The sequence below is a fragment of the Streptomyces sp. NPDC104367 genome (assembly GCF_055583825.1).
Genome location: NZ_JBVJND010000044.1, coordinates 39,829 through 61,123, shown reverse-complemented (window position 1 = coordinate 61,123; position 21,295 = coordinate 39,829). Strand labels below are relative to the sequence as shown.

General features: G+C 71.8%; 17 protein-coding genes and 1 riboswitch. Of the genes, 11 read left to right on the top strand and 6 right to left on the bottom strand.

Annotated features, from left to right (window positions below; translation table 11 throughout):
- The first annotated feature begins 671 nt into the window (after positions 1-671).
- Positions 672-872, top strand: a riboswitch (cyclic di-AMP (ydaO/yuaA leader).
- A gap of 3 nt (positions 873-875) precedes the next feature.
- The gene (locus ACZ619_RS40950) at positions 876-1,373 is read left to right on the top strand and encodes a transglycosylase SLT domain-containing protein (RefSeq protein ID WP_469610586.1); all 498 of its coding nucleotides are present in this window, start codon (positions 876-878) and stop codon (positions 1,371-1,373) included.
- Positions 1,374-1,395: 22 nt separating this feature from the next.
- On the opposite strand, the gene ACZ619_RS40945 is transcribed toward ACZ619_RS40950, so the two are convergent.
- Positions 1,396-2,202, bottom strand: a complete 807-nt coding sequence (locus ACZ619_RS40945) for an HAD family hydrolase (protein WP_469610584.1) — start codon at positions 2,200-2,202, stop codon at positions 1,396-1,398.
- A 145-nt stretch (positions 2,203-2,347) separates the two neighbouring features.
- On the opposite strand from ACZ619_RS40945, the gene ACZ619_RS40940 reads away from it, so the two are divergent.
- Positions 2,348-2,938 (top strand): hypothetical protein, encoded by a 591-nt coding sequence (locus ACZ619_RS40940; RefSeq protein WP_469610582.1) that lies wholly within the window; start codon positions 2,348-2,350, stop codon positions 2,936-2,938.
- A 22-nt stretch (positions 2,939-2,960) separates the two neighbouring features.
- Here the strand turns inward: ACZ619_RS40940 and ACZ619_RS40935 are convergent, their stop codons facing one another.
- Positions 2,961-4,157, bottom strand: coding sequence for an FAD-dependent oxidoreductase (locus tag ACZ619_RS40935; RefSeq protein WP_469610579.1), 1,197 nt, complete (start codon positions 4,155-4,157; stop codon positions 2,961-2,963).
- Between the two features lie 27 nt (positions 4,158-4,184).
- Complete coding sequence (locus tag ACZ619_RS40930) at positions 4,185-5,429, bottom strand: carboxylate--amine ligase (protein ID WP_469610617.1); 1,245 nt, start codon at positions 5,427-5,429, stop codon at positions 4,185-4,187.
- Between the two features lie 276 nt (positions 5,430-5,705).
- On the opposite strand from ACZ619_RS40930, the gene fahA reads away from it, so the two are divergent.
- The 8 genes from fahA to ACZ619_RS40890 all read left to right on the top strand — a co-directional run bounded on the left by fahA (position 5,706) and on the right by ACZ619_RS40890 (position 15,178).
- Positions 5,706-6,917, top strand: coding sequence for a fumarylacetoacetase (gene fahA, locus ACZ619_RS40925; RefSeq protein WP_469610615.1), 1,212 nt, complete (start codon positions 5,706-5,708; stop codon positions 6,915-6,917).
- A 273-nt stretch (positions 6,918-7,190) separates the two neighbouring features.
- Entirely contained in the window at positions 7,191-8,129 is a 939-nt protein-coding gene (locus tag ACZ619_RS40920; protein WP_469610577.1) for a M56 family metallopeptidase, read from the top strand.
- A gap of 156 nt (positions 8,130-8,285) precedes the next feature.
- A complete protein-coding gene (locus ACZ619_RS40915; RefSeq protein ID WP_469610575.1) occupies positions 8,286-9,077 on the top strand; it encodes a GntR family transcriptional regulator in 792 nt (263 codons plus the stop codon).
- A 32-nt stretch (positions 9,078-9,109) separates the two neighbouring features.
- Positions 9,110-9,337: a 4Fe-4S dicluster domain-containing protein gene (locus ACZ619_RS40910; protein ID WP_010986276.1), complete on the top strand. Its 228-nt coding sequence runs from the start codon at positions 9,110-9,112 to the stop codon at positions 9,335-9,337.
- Positions 9,338-9,353: 16 nt separating this feature from the next.
- On the top strand, positions 9,354-10,703 hold the full coding sequence (locus ACZ619_RS40905) for an ABC transporter substrate-binding protein (RefSeq protein WP_469610573.1): 1,350 nt from the start codon (positions 9,354-9,356) through the stop codon (positions 10,701-10,703).
- Entirely contained in the window at positions 10,700-11,611 is a 912-nt protein-coding gene (locus tag ACZ619_RS40900; protein ID WP_469610571.1) for an ABC transporter permease, read from the top strand. The genes ACZ619_RS40905 and ACZ619_RS40900 overlap by 4 nt, the downstream gene beginning before the upstream one ends.
- Positions 11,595-12,389, top strand: a complete 795-nt coding sequence (locus tag ACZ619_RS40895) for an ABC transporter ATP-binding protein (RefSeq protein ID WP_469610569.1) — start codon at positions 11,595-11,597, stop codon at positions 12,387-12,389. Before ACZ619_RS40900 ends, ACZ619_RS40895 begins: the two co-directional genes overlap by 17 nt.
- 11 nt (positions 12,390-12,400) lie before the next feature.
- Complete coding sequence (locus tag ACZ619_RS40890) at positions 12,401-15,178, top strand: fumarate reductase/succinate dehydrogenase flavoprotein subunit (RefSeq protein ID WP_469610565.1); 2,778 nt, start codon at positions 12,401-12,403, stop codon at positions 15,176-15,178.
- Between the two features lie 28 nt (positions 15,179-15,206).
- Here the strand turns inward: ACZ619_RS40890 and recQ are convergent, their stop codons facing one another.
- On the bottom strand, positions 15,207-17,273 hold the full coding sequence (gene recQ, locus ACZ619_RS40885) for a DNA helicase RecQ (protein ID WP_469610613.1): 2,067 nt from the start codon (positions 17,271-17,273) through the stop codon (positions 15,207-15,209).
- 213 nt (positions 17,274-17,486) lie between these two features.
- On the opposite strand from recQ, the gene ACZ619_RS40880 reads away from it, so the two are divergent.
- A complete protein-coding gene (locus tag ACZ619_RS40880; RefSeq protein ID WP_469610563.1) occupies positions 17,487-18,008 on the top strand; it encodes a hypothetical protein in 522 nt (173 codons plus the stop codon).
- 69 nt (positions 18,009-18,077) lie between these two features.
- Here the strand turns inward: ACZ619_RS40880 and nuoN are convergent, their stop codons facing one another.
- Both nuoN and ACZ619_RS40870 read right to left on the bottom strand, forming a co-directional pair.
- Positions 18,078-19,727, bottom strand: a complete 1,650-nt coding sequence (gene nuoN, locus ACZ619_RS40875; protein ID WP_469610560.1) for an NADH-quinone oxidoreductase subunit NuoN — start codon at positions 19,725-19,727, stop codon at positions 18,078-18,080.
- Complete coding sequence (locus tag ACZ619_RS40870) at positions 19,724-21,295, bottom strand: NADH-quinone oxidoreductase subunit M (RefSeq protein WP_469610559.1); 1,572 nt, start codon at positions 21,293-21,295, stop codon at positions 19,724-19,726. Before ACZ619_RS40870 ends, nuoN begins: the two co-directional genes overlap by 4 nt.

The following is a 21,295-nucleotide window of genomic DNA, read 5'->3' as shown; positions in this document are numbered from 1 at the left end:
ACCGGGACACGAGCCGTGTCCCGAACCGGCTCCGGCGCCGGACCCGAGGGCGGACCGCCCGGCCACCCGTCACCCGGAAACGCCCACGCCTCCCCCGCCGACGTCACCTGCCCGGACGCACCCCTTCCCTTCCCCCTTTCCCCACGACAGCCGGAACACCACCGCCACCCATGACAACGACGCGCACCACGGTGGAGGTTCCGCCCTCGCGGTGGACACGGGGAGCCGTTCCGCCCCCACGTGACCAGAATCACGCGAGGCGTACGCGACCGGAGAGGGCGCCTCCACAAAGACCACGCGTGACCGGAATGACTGATTCGCACCTTTCTAGCCGAAATTCCTCCCGCTCGACACCCGAATGACGACAGGGCGACCATTCGCCCGGCCTGGGGAAAGCGAAACCGCCAAATCCCCCATGTCCGATTCGCCATAATTTGAGGTTTCGTGAAGTGGGTCACGCGAACCCAGGCGCGACAAGGGGTGCGCGACACCGCTTCCTTTCCTTTCCCTGTGGGTGAGTTGAGGGTTGGCAGCCGCAAAGGATCAAGCACCTCATACGCCTCAGATCAAGGTCAATAGGTGCTTTGTGTGAATCCACTACTTGTTCCGGACATGTGCTCTCGCATACGTTCCCGCTCGCCGGGCGGACGCCGAATCCTGCCGCCGCCCGTCTTGACCCATCGACGAGTTCATTCGCATGGCAGGAGCGGGGGACCCAGGTAAGTCGCCGGACCGGGCGACCGACGTCACTGACGGACGTCGTTTCCGGAACGGCTAGGGGTGAAGTCGCATCGCCTTCGGGCGGCGCGGCCGGGCACACTCCCCGAGCCCGAACCCGACAGCTCACCTCGCAGGCGACGGAGAGGAACTTCGCCATGCCTGCTGCCGCCCAGCCCCGCCGCACCCGCATCGCCCGCACGCTCGCCGTCGTCGGCGCCGGTGCCGCCGTACTCGCCCTGCCGATCTTCGGGGCGACCACCGCCTCCGCCACCACGGCCACCACGGCCACCACGGCCACCACCACGACGGCCACGACGACGACCGCCGGGTACCCGAACAACCTCGACGGCTGGATCCGCGAGTCGCTCGCGGTCATGGGCCAGAAGGGCATCCCGGGCAGCTACAACGGCATCTACCGCAACGTGATGCGCGAGTCCTCGGGCAACCCGCTCGCCATCAACCTCTGGGACTCCAACGCGGCCGCCGGCATTCCGTCCAAGGGCCTGCTCCAGGTGATCGACCCGACGTTCAACGCGTACCACGTGTCCGGTACGTCGTTCAACATCTACGACCCGGTCGCGAACATCACCGCCGCCTGCAACTACGCCGCCGCGCGGTACGGCTCGATCGACAACGTCTTCGGCGCGTACTGACCGACGCCGTCGGCCGACACCGTCAGGTGAAGAGTCTCTCGAGGACGACGGCGATGCCGTCGTCCTCGTTCGACTTGGTGACCTCGTCCGCGACCGCCTTGAGTTCGGTGTGGGCGTTGGCCATCGCCACCCCGTAGGACGCCCAGTCGAACATCGGGATGTCGTTGGGCATGTCACCGAAGGCGATGGCCTGTTCCGGGCTCAGCCCCAGATGGTCGGCGGCCAGCGCCAGCCCGGTCGCCTTGGTCACCCCGCACGGCTGGAGTTCCACGGTCCCCGGCCCCGACATGGTGACCGTCGCCAGCGACCCCACCACCGACCGCGCGGTCGCCGCCAGCTCGTCGTCCGACAGGGTGTGGTGGCGCAGCAGCACCTTGCTGATGGGCGCGCACCACAGGTCGTCGCGCCGGTCCACGCGGAGCGCGGGCAGCGTCGGGTGGGGCATCAGGTAGCCCGGCTCGATGAGCGTGAGCCCGTCCACGCCGTCCTGGTCGACGGCCGCGTACACCTGCCCGACCTCGGCCTCGATCTTGCCGAGCGCGGTCTCCGCCAGTTCCCGGTCCAGGGTGACCGACCACAGCAGACGGTTCGTGCCGGCGTCGTACAGCTGCGCGCCCTGGCCGCAGACAGCGAGCCCCGTGCAGCCGAGGTCGTCGAGGAGCGGGCGCACTCTGGGTGCGGGGCGGCCGGTCACGACGAGGTGGCGGGCGCCGGCTGCGGCGGCCCGCGCGAGCGCGGCGAGCGACCGGTCCGAGAGCGTGTCGTCGGCGCGCAGCAGTGTGCCGTCCAGGTCGGTGGCGATGAGTGCGTACGGGGAAGGTGCGGCCATGATCAGAGAATACGGACAGCGCGCCCCTGAGACTCACTGTGCGTTTCGGCCTCAAGTGACGCCCGTCCGCTCCGTGATGGGGCGTTGTCAGTGGGGCGCGTTACGTTTGCGGTGAGTCGATGGCACCGATCTGGCGGGGGCGGACGTGGTGGCGGAGGGGGCGGGAGCGTTCCGGGCGCATCTGGTGGAGGCGGCGACCGGGGTGCTGGAGCGGTTCCCGGCGGAGTTGCGCCCGGAGATCTACGCGCTGTCGTTCCGTATCTGGCGGGTCGACCACGACGACCGCAGACCCTTCGTGGCGATCGGCTACAACACGGAGAGCCAGTACGAGGCCGAAAGACATCCGGCGGACCCCGGCGAGGCCCGCTGGAACTACGCCTGCTGGCTCCTGGACGGCTTCGAGACGCTCGGCAACTGCCCCGAGGACCCGGTCGGCGGCGCGCTGTACACCGAGGAGGTCCGGCGACTCGGACTCTGGTTCGACGGGGACGGTGACGATCCCGAACTGGACGCCGAGCGGGAGCTGTTGGGGCTGCACTTCGCCGACGCGTGCATCCGGCTCGCGCAGGACCTGCATGCCGGGGGCCGGATCGAGAAGGTCCTCGGGCGGCCGCTGCCGGTGGTGGTCTTCGACATGTACTGCCCGGGCTGGGAGGTCGAGGCCACAGAGGCGGCCAACCCGCCCGGGCTGGTCGAGGAGTTCCTGGCCTGGCAGCGGGCGGCCGAGGAGGCGTAGCCGGTACGGAGACCACGGGGCGTCAGGCGTGGGCCGCCGCCAGGTGCCCGGTCAGGCGCGGTGAGGCGAACTCCGTCCCGCACACGAACCGCATCACCGGGCCGTACGAGGACGCCGCGGGCAGGCCGGTGAAGTAGAGGCCGGGTACCGAGGAGACGTATCCGGCACCGAGTCTCGGGGCGCCGCGGCTGACCGCGACGCGGGTGCGCAGTCCTGGGCTCAGGAAGTCCATGGCCGCGATGTCCACGCGGTAGCCGGTGGCGGCGATGACATGGTCGGCGGTGAGCCGGTCGATGCGGCCGTCGTGGGTACGGACGGCGAGTACCGCGGCGCCGGCGGATTCTCCGGCGCCGGTGACGGCGGCGACCTCGCGGACCTGGACCTTGCCCTCGAAGCGGTCGCGCAGCCACCAGGCGCCGAGCGGGCCGAGGACCCGGCGGACCAGGTAGTGGCGGGTCCGCTCCGGGAGGCGGCGGTAGGGGTGCGGGTAGTAGCTGAGCGCCCACAGGGACCAGGCGCGGCCGAACGGGGACTCCGGGCGCAGCCGGGGCTGGTCCCAGGGCGGGGCGCCGAAGGCGACCCTGCCGCGGCCGCGTGCCACCACCCGGACCTGGGCGCCCGCCTCGGCGGCAAGCGCCGCCGTCTCCAGCGCGGACTGCCCGGCGCCGACGACGATCAGCTCCTGGCCGGAGAAGCGGCTGAGGTCGTGGTGCCGGGAGCTGTGCGAGACCGGGCCGGCGGGCCCGTCCGCGGCCGCCCCGGCGAGCTCCGCGGGGAGGTGGGCGAGCCCCGACAGGCCGGTGGCGACGACGACCGCGCGGGCGGTGAACGACTCCCCCGTGTCCAGCTCGATCTGGAACCCGGACGCCGTGCCGCGGTCCACGGACACCACCCGTACCCGCTCCAGTCCGGGCACCAGCCGCTGCTGGAACCACTCGCCGTAGCCGATGAAGGTCTCCACCGGGATGACGTCCTCGTCGGTGACCAGCCGCCGGAGGCCGGCCGCGTCGCAGTAGTCGGCGAGGGTGTGCCCGGGCTGCGGGCAGTCGAGGCCGGAGGCGGCCGGGGTGGACTTCAGGATCATCCCGGCGGGCATGTGGTCGCGCCAGCTGACCATGGGGTCGCCGAAGACCCGGACGGGGATGCCGCGCGCCCGCAGGTGGGCGGCGGTGGACAGGCCGAACGGCCCGGCGCCGATGACTGCTGCCGGTTGGATCACGAAGTCCCTCCCCAGGAGACGCGGTGCCTACTTCGTGGAGGTGCCCGAGCCGCGGCGGTTGGTGCGCCACAGCTGGTACAGGTGCTTCGCGCCCGGACGCACGAAGCGGGCGAGCATCGTGACGAACGGCAGCGGGTCGTCACCCGCCAGCCAGGCCAGCTCGGTGCCGCTCGGCCGCGCCGGAGCGTGCGGCGTCGTGTAGCCGCTGCGGCGGTAGGCGAGGAGGGCGGGCAGGTCGATGTTCTCCACGACGTACCGGTGGCCGGCGCGCTGTTCCCCCTCCGGAACGCGGCGCCCGGTCAGGTCCAGGTGCATGGCGCGGACGACGTCCACCCCCGACTCGCTCTCGAAGAGCCGGAACTGGGCGCCCATGCGCGGGTTGAAGTCGAGCAGCTTGTAGCGGCCGTCGCGCCGGTCGAAGCGCAGGTCGAGGTCGATGACGCCGGTGAAGCCGATCTGTTTGATGAAACGCGCGGCGAGGTCGGCGAGTTCCGGGTTGTCGACGACGTAGGCGTTCGCGGTCATTCCGGCGTGCGGCGGCCAGGAGCGGACCTTGACGCCGGTGAACAGGGCGCGCGGGACGGAGTCGGCGTCGAAGTAGGCGTGCACGATCCAGTCCTCGGCCTCCTCCCTCGGCAGGTACTCCTGGAGGATGACACCCGGACGGGTGCCCCAGTCACGGGCGAGCGTGAGCAGTCCCTCCCGGGTGGCGATCCGCGTCGTGCCGTTGACGGCGGGTTGCGCGCGGCGGACGAACGCCTCGCGGTTCTTGGCCACGATCGGGAAGCGGGCCTTCTCCGCGAAGTCGACGATCTCGTCGTACGACTGCGGGAAGGCGGCTGTGGGGCTCGGGATGCCGTGTTCCACGCACAGTTCGTGCAGGCCCTGCTTGCTCGCCAGGCGGCGGGGCAGCGCGGGGTCCACGCGCGGGAAGAGGAAACGGTCGCCGAGCGCGTCCTGGTTCTCGGCGATGAGGACGGCGGCCTCCTCGTCGGTGGGGATCAGCACGGTCGGCCGTCCGATGCGGCGGCCTATCCGCAGCAGTCCCTCGACGAGACGCTCCGGTTCCTCGGCACCTGTCGTCGGCCACACGAACGCCCGTCTGAGATAACGGGACGAGGCCGCCGGTGTGTACGGATCCTCCGTGATCGCGTACATGGGCACGCCGAGGCGCCCCAGGCTGCGAATGGCGCCGACCCCGCCGTGATGCAGCGGATAGTCGCCGAACTTGACGATCAGGCCGGGCACGTCGCGGTCCGCCTCGAACGGCACGCCGACGGTGTTCCTGGCCACGGGTCCCCCCACGTGTCCCCCTCTACGGACCGGATCCACCCCGTCCGTGTCCCCCAAAGGACGCTAAGCCGGAATTGCCCCCTCCGACAAGGGCTATTAGGACATTGCGAACTCTTTAGACACTGCCACGACAGTCGACTCACCCGTAACGTGTGGCGCGACCACCTGGAATGCCGCGCGACGCCGGAGTGACGTCGTCACATCGGACGACCCCGCGCGGCCGGATGAGAGCGAGGCAGTCACCCCATGCCCCCCTTGCCCCCCTTCGAGGTCCCCGAGGGCGACCCCTTCGGCCCGAACAACCTTCCGTATGGCGTGTTCTCGACCCCCGAGGGCACGGAACGGAGGGTCGGCGTCCGCCTCGGTGACCACGTACTCGACGCCGGCGCCGCGGCCCTCGCGCTCGGCTCCCCGTACGGCTCCCTGCTCGCCCGGCCCACCCTCAACCCGCTGCTGGCCGCGGGCCGCACCACCTGGTCGGACGTACGGCGGGCGCTGACCGCCTGGGTGACCGTGCCCGCGCACCGCGAGGTGCTCGAACCCCTCTTCCACCCGCTGTCCGAGGTGGCCCTGCACCTGCCCTTCGAGGTCGCCGACTACGTCGACTTCTACGCCTCCGAGAACCACGCCCGCAACGCCGGCCGCATCTTCCGCCCCGACGCCGCCGAGCCCCTCACCCCCAACTGGAAGCACCTGCCGATCGGTTACCACGGCCGCGCGGGCACGGTGGTGGTGTCGGGGACGGACGTCGTACGGCCGTCGGGGCAGCGGAAGTCCCCCGCGGACCAGGCGCCGGTGTTCGGACCGTCGGTGCGCCTGGACATCGAGGCCGAGGTCGGCTTCGTCGTCGGCGCCCCGTCCGAGCAGGGAAGGCCCGTGGCCCTGGACGACTTCAGGGACCACGTGTTCGGCCTCTGCCTGCTGAACGACTGGTCCGCGCGGGACATCCAGGCCTGGGAGTACGCCCCGCTCGGCCCGTTCCTCGGCAAGTCGTTCGCCACCTCGGTCTCGGCGTGGATCACCCCGCTGGAGGCGCTCGACGAGGCCCGGGTCGCGCCGCCCCGGCGGACGCATCCGCTGCTGCCGTACCTCGACGACTCCACGGAGGAGCCCGCGGGGTACGACCTGCGGATCTCGATCGCGGTCAACGGGCAGGTGGTGTCCGAGCCGCCGTTCTCCACCATGTACTGGACGGCCGCCCAGCAGCTCGCCCACCTGACCGTCAACGGCGCCTCGCTGCGCACCGGCGACCTGTACGGCTCCGGAACGGTGAGCGGGCCGGAGCCCGGGCAGCTCGGCTCGCTGCTGGAGCTGACGTGGAACGGACGCGATCCGCTCGAACTCGCCGACGGCAAGCGGACGTACCTGGAGGACGGTGACACGGTGACGCTGTCCGCGTGGGCCCCGGGACCGGGCGGCGGCCGGGTGGGGCTCGGGGAGGTCAGCGGGCGGATCGTGGCGGGGTGAGAGGCGGCCGGCGGGACGGCAGGGAGCGGGGGCGGACGCGCCGTACCCGGTGGGCAGGACCGGCGCCCGGATCGCCGCCGGGACCTGCCTCACGGCGTCCGGCACCGTCATACTGGCGTCACACGTACTGTGCGATGCGCCCGCGCGCGCCATGCCGGGCAACGGCGCACGCACTGTGCGGTGCGCCGGCACGAGCGCTTCGTCGCGCACCGGCGCACCGCCTCGCACCACCCGCCCCCGCACGCCTCTCCGATCGGGAAAGGGAGCCCCGGCATGACCGTCTGCCTGCTCCTGCTGAGCGTCGTCGCCCTGACGGCCGCGGTGCCCGTGCCGCGCGCGCTGGTGCGGGCCCTGTGGCCCGAGCGGGAACCGGTGGTCGCGCTGTGGGTGTGGCAGTGCCTGGTCGCCACCGTGCTGCTGTGCTGTCTGGCCGCGCTGACCCTGGGCGCGGCGGCGGTCTTCCACACCGTGCGCGACCGGGTGTTCGCACCCGCCCCGCCGGCGGTCACGGCGGCGTACGACCTCTCCGTCGCGCCCCTGTGGGCGGTCGCCCTCACGGTGCTGCTGGCGTGCGGGGCCGCATGGACGACGGCGATGCTCGCCCGGGAGCTGGTCGAGGCCCGGCGCCGCCGCGACCGCACCCGGGCACACCTGCAGGAGCGGGCGCCGGATCTCCCGGCGGGGCTGCCGGCGGCGCGCGGGCCGATGCTGGTGCTGGAGGACGAGTACCCGGACGCCTGGTGGATGCCGGGCCATCCGCCCCAGCTGGTCGTGACGACGGGCGCGCTGCACCGCCTCACCGACCACCAGCTCGACGCGGTGCTCACCCACGAACGGGGCCATGCCCGCGCCCACCACGACTGGCTGCTCCACCTGTCCACCGCGCTCGCCACGGGCTTCCCGCGTGTGCCGCTCTTCTCCCACTTCTGCGACCAGACCCACCGGCTCGTCGAGCTCGCCGCGGACGACACGGCGTCCCGTCGCTGCGGCCACCTCACGACCGCGCTGGCCCTGATCGAACTGAACCAGCACCGCGGGGTCCTGTCCTGCGCGTCCAGCCGACGCCTCCTGGGCGAGCGGGTCGACCGGCTGCTGGAACCGCCCCCACGACTGCTGCGCAGCCAGCGGGCACTGACGACGACGGCCGCCGCGCTGGTCCCCCTGCTGCCCCTGCTGATCACGTTCGCGCCGGGACTGACGGCGCTCGGCTAGCCGGGTCACCGAGCGGATCCACGGTCCGCGCCCCGGTGGCAGATCTCTCCCCCTCACAGGGCGAAAGCGCAGTTCAAGGGTGTGCGCGGGGGAATCCGAGGTGGCGCAACAATCCCGCAACACCCCATTCCCTACCCCGTGGGTAGGGTTCGAGCCATGCCAGCCACCGACCGCATCCGAGACCACCCCGGTCAGGGAGCCGCCGCCACGGTCGCCGCCCACCGGACGCGTCGCCGGCTGCGCGCGGACCAGGCCCGGCAGCTCGCCGACCTCCTGCGCCACCAGATCCTCGCCGACGCATTCCCGGACGGCGCCCTGCCCCACGAGACCACCCTCGCCACCGACTACGCCGCCACCCGCAACACCGTCCGCCAGGCCCTGGACCTGCTGCGGGCGGAACGGCTGGTGGACCGCCTCCCCGGCGTGGGCACCGTGGTCGTCGCCCGGAAGTACCCCCACGGGCTCGACCGTCTGATGGGCCTCGCGGAAACCCTCCGCGAACACGGCCAGGTCACCAACGAGGTCCGCACCATGGGCCCGGCGGCAGCCCCCGCACCCGTCGCCGAACGGCTCCGTGTCGCGGCCGGCGCCGACGTCCTCTACATCGAACGCCTGCGCCGCCTGAGCGGCCTCCCCCTCTCCCTCGACCTCACCTACGTCCCGCTCGACATCGGCACCGCCCTCCTCGGCGCCGACCTGGAGAACAACGACGTCTTCAGGCTCCTGGAGTCGATCACCGGACAGCCCCTGGGCCATGCCGAGATCACCCTGGAGGCGGTGAACGCGGACGCCCACTCCGCAGCCGTGCTCCAGGCCCCGCGCGGCGCGGCCGTCCTGATGCTGGAACGGCTCACCCACCTCGCCGACGGCCGCCCCGTCGACCTGGAGTTCATCCGCTTCCGCGGCGACCGCATCACCATGAGCGGCCTCCTGCACCGCTCCCGCTAAGCCCCTCCCAGCCCTGTTCCCCGGAGACAGCCATGCCCTTGGCGCCCCAGCGGGCCGACGTGCCCGTGACCATCGACGAGTCGAAGTGCATCGACGGCTGCACGCTCTGCGTGGACATGTGCCCGCTGGACTCCCTCGCCATCGACGAGAGCAACGGCAAGGCCTACATGCACGTCGACGAGTGCTGGTACTGCGGCCCGTGCGCGGCCCGCTGTCCCACCGGAGCCGTCACGGTCAACATGCCCTATCTGCTCCGGTGAGAGGCCCACGACTGCCATGAAACGCACCGCGACCGCCGCGTCCGCGGCCCTCCTCCTGCTGTCCCTGACCGCCTGCGGCGGCACCGCCGAGGCGGGCGACGGCAAAACGGTCACCGTCACCATCGGCTACCAGTCCAAGACCATCAACACGGTGACGGCGGGCACCCTGCTCCGTTCCCTCGGCTACTTCGAGCAGCAGCTCAACGCCCTGCACGACGGCCACACCTACAAGGTCGACTGGCAGGACTACGCCACGGGTGCCCCGATCACCGCCCAGATGACCGCCGGGAAGATCGACATCGGCTCCATGGGCGACTTCCCGCTGCTGCTCAACGCGGCCCGCGGCAAACAGCTGGGCCGGCTCACCCACCTGGTCTCCGTCACCGGCTACAATCTCCGCGGCGGCCTCAACACCGTGGTAACGAGTCCCGATTCCAAGCTCACCTCCTTGACCGACCTGAAGGGCAGGAAGGTCTCGACGAGCATCGGCTCCGCCGCGGACGGCACCCTCGTCCGCGCGCTCCAGCGCGCCGGCATCGACCCGGACAAGGGCATCTCCAAACTCAACCAGCAGCCCGCGGTGGGTGCTTCGGCCCTGTCGGCTGGCAGTGTGGACGCGCTGTCGCAGTTCGTGGCCTGGCCGGGGCTGCTGGCCTACCAGGGCAAGGCGAAGGCGCTGTACGACGGTGCCCAGCTGGATCTCCCCACGTTCCACGGCGTCACCGCCGGCGAAGACTTCGCCAAGCGGCGGCCCGCCGTGCTGGGAGCCTTCCTCAAGGCCCAGGCCGAGGCCACCGACTACCTCAACGCCCACCCGGTGGCTGCCGCCGAGAAGGTCGCCAAGGCGACCGGGCTGCCCGCCGAGGTCGTCTACCTCTACAACGGCGCCCACGGCATCGCCACCTTCGACCCTGCCGTCAAGCCCGCGCTGGTGTCGGCGCTGAAAGAGGACGTGTCAGTCCTGAAGGCCGCCAAGCTGACCGGCGACGTGGACGTGGACTCGTTCGTCGACGACCAGTACGTGAAGAAGGCCCTGGGCAGGTCCGACTACGCCAAGCGGCTCGCCGCCGCCCCGCCGGCCTCGGCGAGCGAGGTGTGGCCCAAGGGCAGCGAGAAGACAGAGGCCTTCGGCTCCCCTGGGGAACTCCTCGCGTATGTCGCCGCGCACAGCGACGGCATCCGCGCCGCCTACGTCCCCGACGCCACCACCGGCACACTCTGGTTCGCCGACAAGGCCGTGTGGGTGGCCGACAGCGAGCGGCTGCTGCCGTTCGTGACCCCGGCGACCGCGCAGTCGTATGTCGACGCCCACGCCGGCGCGCAGGTCGTCAGCTACGCCGACGCGCTGCGGCGGGCGGCGTCGTGAGCCGGCATGTCCTACGGGTGGTGTCGCTGGCCACCGCCCTCGGGGTGTGGCAGCTGCTCACCGGCCTGAAGGTCGACCTCTGGCTGCGTTTCTCGCAGTTCCCCACGGTCACCGACATCGCCCGCACCTTCGCCGAGCGGGTCTCCGGCGCCGACTACTGGACGGATCTGGCCGACAGCCTCACCCGCATCCTCACCGGTTTCGCGCTGGCGGCCGTCCTGGGTGTGGCGACCGGTGTGCTCATCGCGCGCTCTCGTCTCGCCGAGGACCTGCTCGGCCCGGTCCTGGAGGTGGTCCGGCCGATCCCGGCGATCGCTCTCGTGCCCGTCGCGATCCTGCTGTTCCCCTCCAACGAGCAGGGCATCGTCTTCATCACCTGCACCGCCGCCTTCTTCCCCGTACTGGTCTCCACCCGGCACGCCGTACGCGCCCTCACCCCCGTGTGGGAGGAGGCGGTGCGGACCATGGGCGGCGGGCGTTGGCGGGTGCTCGGGTCGGTCGTGCTGCCGGGTGCGCTGCCGGGCATCTTCGGCGGTCTTTCGGTGGGGATCGGGGTGTCGTGGATCTGTGTGATCTCCGCCGAGATGATCTCCGGTCAGTACGGCGTCGGTTACCGCACCTGGCAGGACTACACGGTCGTCGACTACCCGGGGGTGTTCGTCGGGATGGTGACGATCGGGATGCTCGGCTGGGTCACCTCCACGGCCGTCGAGTGGGTCGGCCGGTGGCTGACCCGCTGGCTGCCCCGGACGTCGTACGTCCCCGGCGGACGGCCCCGCACCGCGGTGACCGCCGTCGCCGCCCCGGTCGCTGTGGTGACCGACGGCGAGTCCCAGAAGCAGTCCGATGCCCAGCAGCAGGGCGGCGGCGAGTCCGGTCAGGAGGCGCGCGATGAGCACTTCGTCTGAGGTGGCCGTCCCGGCGGTCGTTCCGGCACCGGGCTCCGGGGCGGTGCGCGGGGCCCGGCTGGTCCTCGGTGCGGCCGTACTGGGCCGGCCGGACGTGCCGGTGCTGCACGAGGTGTCGCTGGAGGTCCGGCCGGGCGAGGTGCTGACGGTCGTCGGCCCGTCGGGCTGCGGCAAGTCGACGCTGCTGAGGACGTTCGCGGGGTTGCTGGCACCGCTGGCCGGGACGGTGGAGCAGGACGGGAGCCCCGTGGCGGGACCGTCGGCCGACAGGGCGCTGGTCTTCCAGGAGGACGCGCTGCTGCCCTGGCGCACGCTGCGCGGCAACGTCGAGCTGCCGCTCGCCATCAAGGGCATAGGACGATCCGAGCGGCGGGCCCAGGCAGAGTCCTGGCTGACCCGGGTCGGACTGGCCGCGCAGGCGGGGCAGTTGCCGCACCGGGTGTCCGGCGGGCAGCGCCAGCGGGCGCAGTTGGCCCGGGCGCTGGCCGGCTCGCCACGGGCCGTGCTGATGGACGAGCCGTTCGGCGCGCTCGACGCCCAGACCCGTTCCGGCATGCAGGACCTACTGGTGGAGGTGTTGCGCGGCTCGGGAGCGACCGTCGTCTTCGTCACCCATGACGTGAACGAGGCACTCTTCCTCGGCGAACGGGTCGCCCTGCTCGCGTCCGGCCGGGTGGCTTCCGTGCGGGACATGCCGCGTCCGCGTGACCGCGGAGCCCTCGACGACCCCGCCCGCGTGGCCCTGCGCCGCACCGTCCTCTCCTCGCTCGGCATCTGAAAGGCAGCCCGGTGACCAGCCCCGCGAACGCCCTCGTCCAGGCCCCTCTGGAGATTCCCGCCGTCATCGACGCCGAGGAGCTGAGCTGCGACGTCCTTGTCGTCGGCGGCGGCACCGCCGGCACGATGGCCGCCCTGACCGCCGCCGAGCGCGGTGCGAACGTGCTGCTCCTGGAGAAGGCCCACGTCCGTCACTCCGGCGCGCTCGCCATGGGTATGGACGGCGTCAACAACGCGGTCGTCCCGGGCCGCGCCGAGCCCGACGACTACGTCGCCGAGATCACCCGCGCCAACGACGGGATCGTCGACCAGTCCACGGTCCGGCAGACGGCGACGCGCGGCTTCGCCATGGTCCAGCGCCTGGAGTCGTACGGGGTCAAGTTCGAGAAGGACGAGCATGGCGCGTACGCGGTCCGCCAGGTGCATCGCTCCGGTTCGTACGTACTGCCGATGCCGGAAGGAAAGGATGTCAAGAAGGTCCTTTACCGGCAGTTGCGGCGTCGTGAGATGCGGGAGCGGATCCGGATCGAGAACCGGGTGATGCCGGTGCGGGTGCTGACGGCGGGCGGACGCGCGGTGGGTGCGGCGGGGTTCAACACCCGCACGGGGGCCTTCGTCGTCGTCCGCGCGGGTGCGGTGGTGCTCGCGACCGGTGCGGCGGGGCGGCTGGGGCTGCCCGCCTCCGGGTACCTGTACGGGACGTACGAGAACCCGACCAACGCCGGTGACGGTTACGCCATGGCCTACCACGCGGGCGCGGAGCTGACGGGGATCGAGTGCTTCCAGATCAACCCCCTGATCAAGGACTACAACGGGCCCGCGTGCGCGTACGTCGCCAACCCGTTCGGGGGTTACCAGGTCAACCGGCACGGTGAGCGGTTCGTCGACTCCGACTACTGGTCCGGGCAGATGATGGCCGAGTTCGCGGCCGAGGTGGCGTCCGACCGCGGCCCCGTCTACCTGAAGCTGAGCCACCTTCCCGAGGAGTCGGTCTCCGCTCTGGAGTCGATCCTGCACTCCACCGAGCGGCCCACCCGCGGCACCTTCCACTCCGGGCGCGGGCACGACTACCGGACCCATGACGTCGAGATGCACATCTCCGAGATCGGCCTGTGCGGCGGGCACTCCGCGTCCGGGGTCAGGGTCGACGACCACGCCCGTACGACCGTCCCCCGGCTGTACGCCGCCGGTGACCTGGCCTGCGTCCCGCACAACTACATGATCGGCGCGTTCGTCTTCGGCGATCTCGCGGGCGCGGACGCCGCCCAGTACACGGCGTACGAAGGGGAGTTGCCGGCCGACCAGGTGCGTGAGGCGCACGAGCTGGTCTACCGTCCGCTGCGCAACCCGGACGGCCCGCCGCAGCCCCAGGTCGAGTACAAGCTGCGCCGCTTCGTGAACGACTACGTGGCGCCGCCCAAGTCCGGGGCGCGGCTCTCCCTCGCCCTGGAGTCCTTCGAGCGGATGCGGGACGACATCGCCGCCATGGGCGCCCGCACCCCGCACGAGCTGATGCGCTGCGCCGAGGTGGGCTTCATCCGCGACTGCGCGGAGATGGCCGCTCGTGCCTCCCTGGCTCGTACGGAGTCCCGCTGGGGTCTCTACCACGACCGGCTCGACCACCCCGAGCGTGACGACGCCGCCTGGTTCCACCATCTCGATCTGCACAAGTCCCCCTCTGGTGCGATGGAGTTCACGGCTCGTCCCGTGGCTCCGTATCTGGTGCCGGTCGAGGAGTTCACCCCGGTCGGCGGTCCGTCCCGGCTGATCGGCGAGGTCCGTCCCCTGGACGTGGCCACGGCGGGCGCCCGTGACGTGCCGCCGGTCGCCAACGGGCCGGTGGCCGCCTCCCCTGCCGTACGTCCCGCCGAGTACGGCCGGGCCGAACCCGCTTCCTCGCGGCTGCTGGAGCTCCTCGCCCTCGCCGAGGAGGAGCCCGGACTCGCCGCCCTTCGGGCCTACTTGACCGACTCCGACCCCTCGGTGCGCCGTACCGCCGTGTCGGTCCTCACGGAGACGGCCCCGGCGGGCACCGGGCAGGTGCTGGCCGGTGCGCTGGCCGATCCCGACGCCGGGGTCCGTGCGGCGGCCGCGGCCTCGCTGCGTGAGCTGGTCGAGACGCTCCCGCCGGAGCCGGCGCTGCGGGACGCCCTGGTGGACGCGCTCGATGTGACCGACCCCGTCGTCCGGGCGGCCGCGCTCGATGTGCTGCGGGCGCTGCGTCTCGGCGACGCCCGGGTTTTCGCGGCCTCCTTGTCCGACACCGATCCGGCGGTACGGATCGAGGCGGTGCGGGCGCTGGTCTCGGTGGACGCCGCCGACGCCCTGGCCGGCGCTGTCGCCGACCCGTCCCGGGAGGTGCGGGTGACGGTGGCGAGGGCACTCGGGACGGTGGGTGCCGCCGGGGCCGGCCGTCTTGAGGCGGAAGGCGTCCTGGGCGCGCTCGCCGTGCTCGTCGGGGACGCCGACGTGCTGGTCCGGGGCGCGGCCTACGAATCCCTCGCCGGGGTCGGCTGTCCGCCGCCGCTCGCGGACCGTGCCGTGGCCGCCTTGGCCGACCCGGCCTGGCAGGTGCGCGTCGGCGCGGCCAGGGCGCTGGGCGCGGTCGCCCCCGCCGTGGCGGTTCCTGCCCTGGCCGGGTCCCTTGCCGACCCGAACGCCGATGTCCGCAAGGCGGCCGTCCTCGCCCTGACCCGGCACTCCGGTGTCGAGGAGGCCCGCGCGGCCCTGGCCACGGCAACGGCGGACCCGGACGCGGACGTGCGGGCGTACGCGGCGAGGGGCCTGTGAGCCGGCCCCTCGCCGACGCCGGCAGGCCTTATATCCAGTCCTCCGGCTCCGGCTCCTCGTCCATCTCGGGCCAGTGGTCGTCGTACCCGGTCCCCGCCGCGGGGGAAGCCGGGGCGGGAGCGTGGGCCGGAGCCTGGGCGGGGGGCTGCGCGGCGGGCTGGGGCGGCGTCCGGGCCGGGGCCTCCAGGCCGGCCAGCACTTCGAGCACGCCCTCGCCGTACGTCATCAGCTTCTTCTCGCCGACGCCGCCGACCGTGCCCAGTTCGGCGATCGACCCGGGCCGGCGGGCGACGATCTCCCGCAGGGTGGCGTCGTGGAAGATGACGTACGCCGGGACACCCTGTTCGCGGGCCTGCTCGGCGCGCCAGGCGCGCAGTGCCTCGAACGCGGGGAGCAGGTCCTCGGGCAGCTCCGCCACTGCCGCCTTGGCCTTGCCCGCGCCCTTCGCCGAGGTGCCGGAGGTCCGTGCGGCCGCCGGCTTCTTCGGTTCCTTGCGGAGGGGTACCTCGCGCTCCCGTCGCAGTACCGCCCCGCTGGCCTCGGTGAGCGTGAGCGTGCCGTACTCGCCCTCGACCGCGAGCAGCCCCTGGGCCAGCAGCTGCCGTACGACGCCGCGCCACTCGCCCTCTTCGAGGTCGGCGCCGATACCGAAGACGGACAGCTGGTCGTGGTCGAACTGGATGACCTTGCCGGTGCGCTTGCCGAGCAGGATGTCGACGATCTGGACGGCGCCGAACTTCTGGCCGCGTTCGCGCTGGAGCCGCACCACCGTGGACAGGACCTTCTGGGCGGCGACGGTGCCGTCCCAGGTCTCGGGCGGGGTGAGGCAGGTGTCGCAGTTGCCGCAGCCCGCCGCGTCGGGGTCCTGGCCGAAGTAGTTCAGCAGCTGTCCGCGCCGGCACCGGGCGGTCTCGCACAGGGCGAGCATCGAGTCGAGGTGGGACTGGGCGCGGCGGCGGAAGGCCTCGTCGCCCTCGCCGGACTGGATGAGCTTGCGCTGCTGTATGACGTCGTTGAGGCCGTAGGCCATCCAGGCGGTGGAGGGCAGTCCGTCGCGGCCGGCGCGGCCGGTCTCCTGGTAGTAGCCCTCGACGGACTTGGGCAGGTCGAGGTGGGCGACGAAGCGGACGTCGGGTTTGTCGATGCCCATGCCGAAGGCGATGGTGGCGACGACGACCAGGCCGTCCTCGCGCAGGAAGCGGGACTGGTGGTCCGCGCGGATGCCCGCGTCGAGACCCGCGTGGTAGGGCACGGCCGTGACGCCGTTGCGGGACAGGAATTCGGCCGTGGACTCGACGGACTTGCGGGAGAGGCAGTAGACGATGCCCGCGTCGCCCTCGTGCTCCTGGCGGAGGAAGGCGAGCAGCTGCTTCTTCGGGTCGGCCTTGGGGATGATCCGGTACTGGATGTTGGGCCGGTCGAAGCTGGCCACGAAGTGCCGGGCCGTCGGCATGTGCAGCCGCTGGACGATCTCCTGGTGGGTCGCGTGGGTGGCGGTGGCGGTGAGCGCGATGCGCGGGACGTCCGGCCAGCGCTCGCCGAGGAGGGAGAGCGCCAGGTAGTCGGGGCGGAAGTCGTGGCCCCACTGGGAGACGCAGTGTGCCTCGTCGATCGCGAAGACGGAGATCTTGCCCCGGGTGAGCAGGTCCAGGGTGGAGTCCAGGCGGAGCCGCTCGGGGGCCAGGTAGAGCAGGTCCAGCTCGCCGGACAGGAACTGCGCCTCGACCACGCGCCGCTCGTCGAAGTCCTGGGTGGAGTTGATGAAGCCCGCGTTGACGCCGAGGGCGCGCAGGGCGTCCACCTGGTCCTGCATGAGGGCGATGAGGGGTGAGACCACGATGCCCGTACCTGGTCTGACCAGGGCGGGGATCTGGTAGCAGAGTGATTTTCCGCCGCCGGTGGGCATGAGCACGACGGCGTCGCCGCCCGCCACCACGTGCTCGATGATCGCTTCCTGTTCGCCCCGGAAGGCGTCGTACCCGAAGACCCGGTGCAGCGTGGCCAGCGCCTCGCTGTCCGCCGGTCCGTGCGCCTGTGGCGCCCCGGGTGTCTCGGTCGTCCCTGGCATCTCGTCGGTCCCGCCCGTCCCGCCCATCGTCGTGCCCCCCGTACGTCGTCCCTCGACCACTGTCACCACGATAGGGGTCCGGACCGACAGCGTCGGAGTTATCCACAGGCTCAGTCCTTCGGCGGTCTCCGCGTGGCGGGGCGGAACCGGCGGGGGCCATGCTGCACAGGCGGGACCGGGGAGGCCCGCTCTGTGCCGAGGCGCCGTCCGTGTGCCTCTTCCGCCCCGAGGAGCACCAGCATGTCTCTCAGGTCCCGCACCGCCGGTGTCGCTCTGGCGCTGGCCGTGCCGGCCGCTCTGGCCGTGGTTCCCGCCGACGCCGCTCCCGTCCCGGACGCCGAGCCGTTCGTCTGGACGGATCTGACCCCGGCGTACACGGCGACGGCGGACTACCGGTACGAGCCGTTCGCGGTCACGGACGGGTACACGCCCACCGGCGCCTGCGACGCCCGGGCCGGCCGGGGAGGCGCGGGCCGTCACTACGTGCGGTCCGCCGCCCTCGGCAGTCTCGACCCGGCGGAGCCCGCCGGTCTCCTCTACGAGACCGCCGGCGGCGGCCGTGCCCTGGTCGCGGCGGAGTGGATCGTGCCCGCCGTCAGCGGCACCGCCGCGCCGACGCTGTTCGGGCAGGAGTTCCAGGGGCCGACGACGCTGCCCGGGGTCACGGGGCCGGTGTACACGCTGCGCGCCTGGATCTGGAAGGACAATCCGAGCGGTCTGTTCGCGCCGTGGAACCCCGCGGTGGCCTGTCCGCGGTCCTGAGCCGCACGCGCGCGTGGGCCCCGGTTCCTCCCTGGGGAGGAACCGGGGCCCACGGCCGTAAGGGAGGGCTCAGCGCACGAAGAGCCCGGCCTGGCCGGCCAGGTCCAGGAAGTACTGCGGTGCCACGCCGAGGACCAGGGTGACAGCCACGCCGAAGCCGATGGCCGCCATGGTCAGCGGTGAGGGCACGGCGACCGTGGGGCCGTCGGGCCTCGGCTCGCTGAAGAACATGAGCACGATCACGCGGATGTAGAAGAACGCGGCGATCGCCGACGAGATCACACCGATCACGACCAGCGGGGCCGCCCCGCCCTCGGCCGCCGCCTTGAAGACGGCGAACTTCCCGGCGAACCCGGAGGTCAGCGGGATGCCCGCGAAGGCGAGCAGGAAGACGGCGAAGACGGCCGCGACCAGCGGCGACCGGCGGCCGAGTCCGGCCCACTTCGACAGGTGGGTGGCCTCGCCGCCCGCGTCGCGCACCAGGGTGACCACGGCGAAGGCGCCGATGGTCACGAAGGAGTACGCGGCCAGGTAGAAGAGGACGGAGGACACGCCGTCCTTCGACGTGGCGATGACACCCGCGAGGATGAATCCGGCGTGCGCGATCGACGAGTAGGCGAGCAGCCGCTTGATGTCGGTCTGGGTGATCGCGACGATCGCGCCGCCCAGCATGGTGATGATCGCGACGCCCCACATGACCGGCCGCCAGTCCCAGCGCAGGCCGGGCAGGACGACGTACAGGACGCGCAGCAGCGCGCCGAAGGCGGCGACCTTGGTGGCGGCGGCCATGAAGCCGGTGACCGGGGTCGGGGCTCCCTGGTAGACGTCGGGGGTCCACATGTGGAAGGGCACCGCGCCGACCTTGAAGAGCAGGCCCATGACGAGGAGCGCGGTGCCGAGCAGCAGCAGCGCGTCGTTGCCCATGGTGCCCGCGAGGGCGGGGTCGACGTTGGTGACGGTGCCGTCGACGACCTGGGCGATGGTGGCGTACGACACCGAGCCGGCGTAGCCGTACAGGAGGGCGATGCCGAACAGGGTGAACGCGGAGGCGAAGGCGCCGAGCAGGAAGTACTTGACGGCGGCTTCCTGCGACATGAGGCGCTTGCGGCGGGCCAGGGCGCACATCAGGTAGAGCGGGAGGGAGAAGACCTCCAGGGCCACGAAGAGCGTCAGCAGGTCGTTGGCCGAGGGGAACACCAGCATTCCGGCGACGGCGAAGAGCAGCAGCGGGAAGACCTCGGTGGTGGTGAACCCGGCCTTGACGGCGGCCTTCTCGGTGTCGCTGCCGGGGACCGCGGCGGCCTGGGCGGCGAAGGAGTCGACGCGGTTGCCGTGGGCTGCGGGGTCGAGGCGGCGTTCGGCGAAGGTGAACAGGCCGACGAGGCCGGCCAGCAGGATCGTGCCCTGGAGGAACAGGGAGGGGCCGTCGACGGCGATCGCGCCCATGGCGGCGATGTGCGCCTTCGTGGTGCCGTATCCGTCCGCGGCGAGCGCGACGACCGCCGCGAAGGCCGCGCACAGGGCGACGGCGGAGACGAAGACCTGCGCGAGGTAGCGGGACCTGCGCGGGACGAACGCCTCGATGAGGACTCCGACGATCGCCGCGCCGACGACGATCAGGGTGGGCGACAATTGCCCGTATTCGATCTTCGGCGCGTCGATCTTCGAGATCGGGTCGGCCGCGGTTGTCCACAGGCTATGGACGGCTGCTGCGCTCATCGGGCGGCCTCCACCTCGGGCTTGGGGTCGGTCTTGTGTACGTCCGACATGGTCTGCTTGACCGCCGGGTTGACGATGTCCGTGACGGGCTTCGGGTAGACGCCCAGGAAGACCAGCAGGACGATCAGCGGGGCGACCACGACGAGTTCGCGTGCCTTCAGGTCGGGCATCGCGGAGACCTCCGGCTTCACCGGGCCCGTCATCGTCCGCTGGTAGAGGACGAGGGTGTAGAGCGCGGCGAGGACGATGCCGAAGGTGGCGATGATCCCGATGACCGGGTAGCGCGTGAAGGTGCCGACCAGGACGAGGAACTCGCTCACGAAGGGCGCGAGACCCGGCAGGGAGAGCGTCGCCAGGCCGCCGATCAGGAAGGTGCCGGCGAGCACCGGGGCGACCTTCTGCACACCGCCGTAGTCGGCGATGAGGCGCGAGCCGCGCCGGGAGATCAGGAAGCCGGCGACCAGCATCAGCGCGGCGGTGGAGATGCCGTGGTTGACCATGTAGAGGGTGGCGCCGGACTGGCCCTGGCTGGTCATCGCGAAGATGCCCAGGACGATGAAGCCGAAGTGCGAGATCGACGCGTAGGCGACCAGGCGCTTGATGTCGCGCTGTCCCACGGCGAGCAGTGCGCCGTAGATGATGCTGATCAGGGCGAGGACCAGGATGACCGGGGTCGCCCACTTGCTCGCCTCCGGGAAGAGCTGGAGGCAGAAGCGGAGCATCGCGAACGTGCCCACCTTGTCGACGACCGCCGTGATGAGGACGGCGACGGGGGCGGTGGACTCCTGCATGGCGTTGGGCAGCCAGGTGTGCAGCGGCCACAGCGGCGCCTTCACCGCGAAGGCGAAGAAGAAGCCGAGGAAGAGCCAGCGTTCGGTGCTGGTCGCCATGTGCAGGGAGCCGTTGGCGCGGGCCTGCGCGATCTCGGCGAGGGAGAAGTTCCCGGCGACCACGTAGAGGCCGATCACGGCGGCCAGCATGATCAGGCCGCCGACCAGGTTGTAGAGGAGGAACTTCACGGCGGCGTACGACCGTTGCGTGGACGCCGCCTCCTCGCCGTGCTCGTGGGCGCGGTCGCCGAAGCCGCCGATGAGGAAGTACATCGGGATGAGCATGGCTTCGAAGAAGATGTAGAAGAGGAAGACGTCGGTGGCCTCGAAGGAGATGATCACCATCGCCTCGACGGCCAGGATCAGGGCGAAGAAGCCCTGGGTGGGCCGCCACCGCTTGCTGCCGGTCTCCAGCGGGTCGGCGTCGTGCCAGCCCGCCAGGACGATGAACGGGATCAGCAGGGCGGTGAGCGCGAGCAGGACGACCGCGATGCCGTCGACGCCGAGTTCGTACCTGACCCCGAAGTCCGCGATCCACGGGTGGGATTCGGTGAGCTGGTAGCGGGCGCCGTCCGGGTCGAAGCGGACCAGGACGACGATCGCCAGCACCAGGGTGGCGAGCGAGACCAGCAGGGCCAGCCATTTGGCCGCGGTGCGCCGCGCGGCCGGTACGGCGGCCGTGGCGATCGCACCGACGGCCGGGAGCGCCGCCGTCGCTGTCAGCAGAGGAAAGGACAT

Bases quoted from the DNA above. Each gene is read 5' to 3' on its own strand.
- ACZ619_RS40905 (WP_469610573.1), top strand. From the start codon at position 9,354: ATGAAACGCACCGCGACCGCCGCGTCCGCGGCCCTCCTCCTGCTGTCC.
- ACZ619_RS40880 (WP_469610563.1), top strand. From the start codon at position 17,487: ATGTCTCTCAGGTCCCGCACCGCCGGTGTCGCTCTGGCGCTGGCCGTG.
- ACZ619_RS40950 (WP_469610586.1), top strand. From the start codon at position 876: ATGCCTGCTGCCGCCCAGCCCCGCCGCACCCGCATCGCCCGCACGCTC.
- recQ (WP_469610613.1), bottom strand. From the start codon at position 17,273: ATGGGCGGGACGGGCGGGACCGACGAGATGCCAGGGACGACCGAGACA.
- nuoN (WP_469610560.1), bottom strand. From the start codon at position 19,727: ATGAGCGCAGCAGCCGTCCATAGCCTGTGGACAACCGCGGCCGACCCG.
- ACZ619_RS40920 (WP_469610577.1), top strand. From the start codon at position 7,191: ATGACCGTCTGCCTGCTCCTGCTGAGCGTCGTCGCCCTGACGGCCGCG.
- ACZ619_RS40915 (WP_469610575.1), top strand. From the start codon at position 8,286: ATGCCAGCCACCGACCGCATCCGAGACCACCCCGGTCAGGGAGCCGCC.
- ACZ619_RS40910 (WP_010986276.1), top strand. From the start codon at position 9,110: ATGCCCTTGGCGCCCCAGCGGGCCGACGTGCCCGTGACCATCGACGAG.
- ACZ619_RS40870 (WP_469610559.1), bottom strand. From the start codon at position 21,295: ATGTCCTTTCCTCTGCTGACAGCGACGGCGGCGCTCCCGGCCGTCGGT.
- ACZ619_RS40945 (WP_469610584.1), bottom strand. From the start codon at position 2,202: ATGGCCGCACCTTCCCCGTACGCACTCATCGCCACCGACCTGGACGGC.
- ACZ619_RS40895 (WP_469610569.1), top strand. From the start codon at position 11,595: ATGAGCACTTCGTCTGAGGTGGCCGTCCCGGCGGTCGTTCCGGCACCG.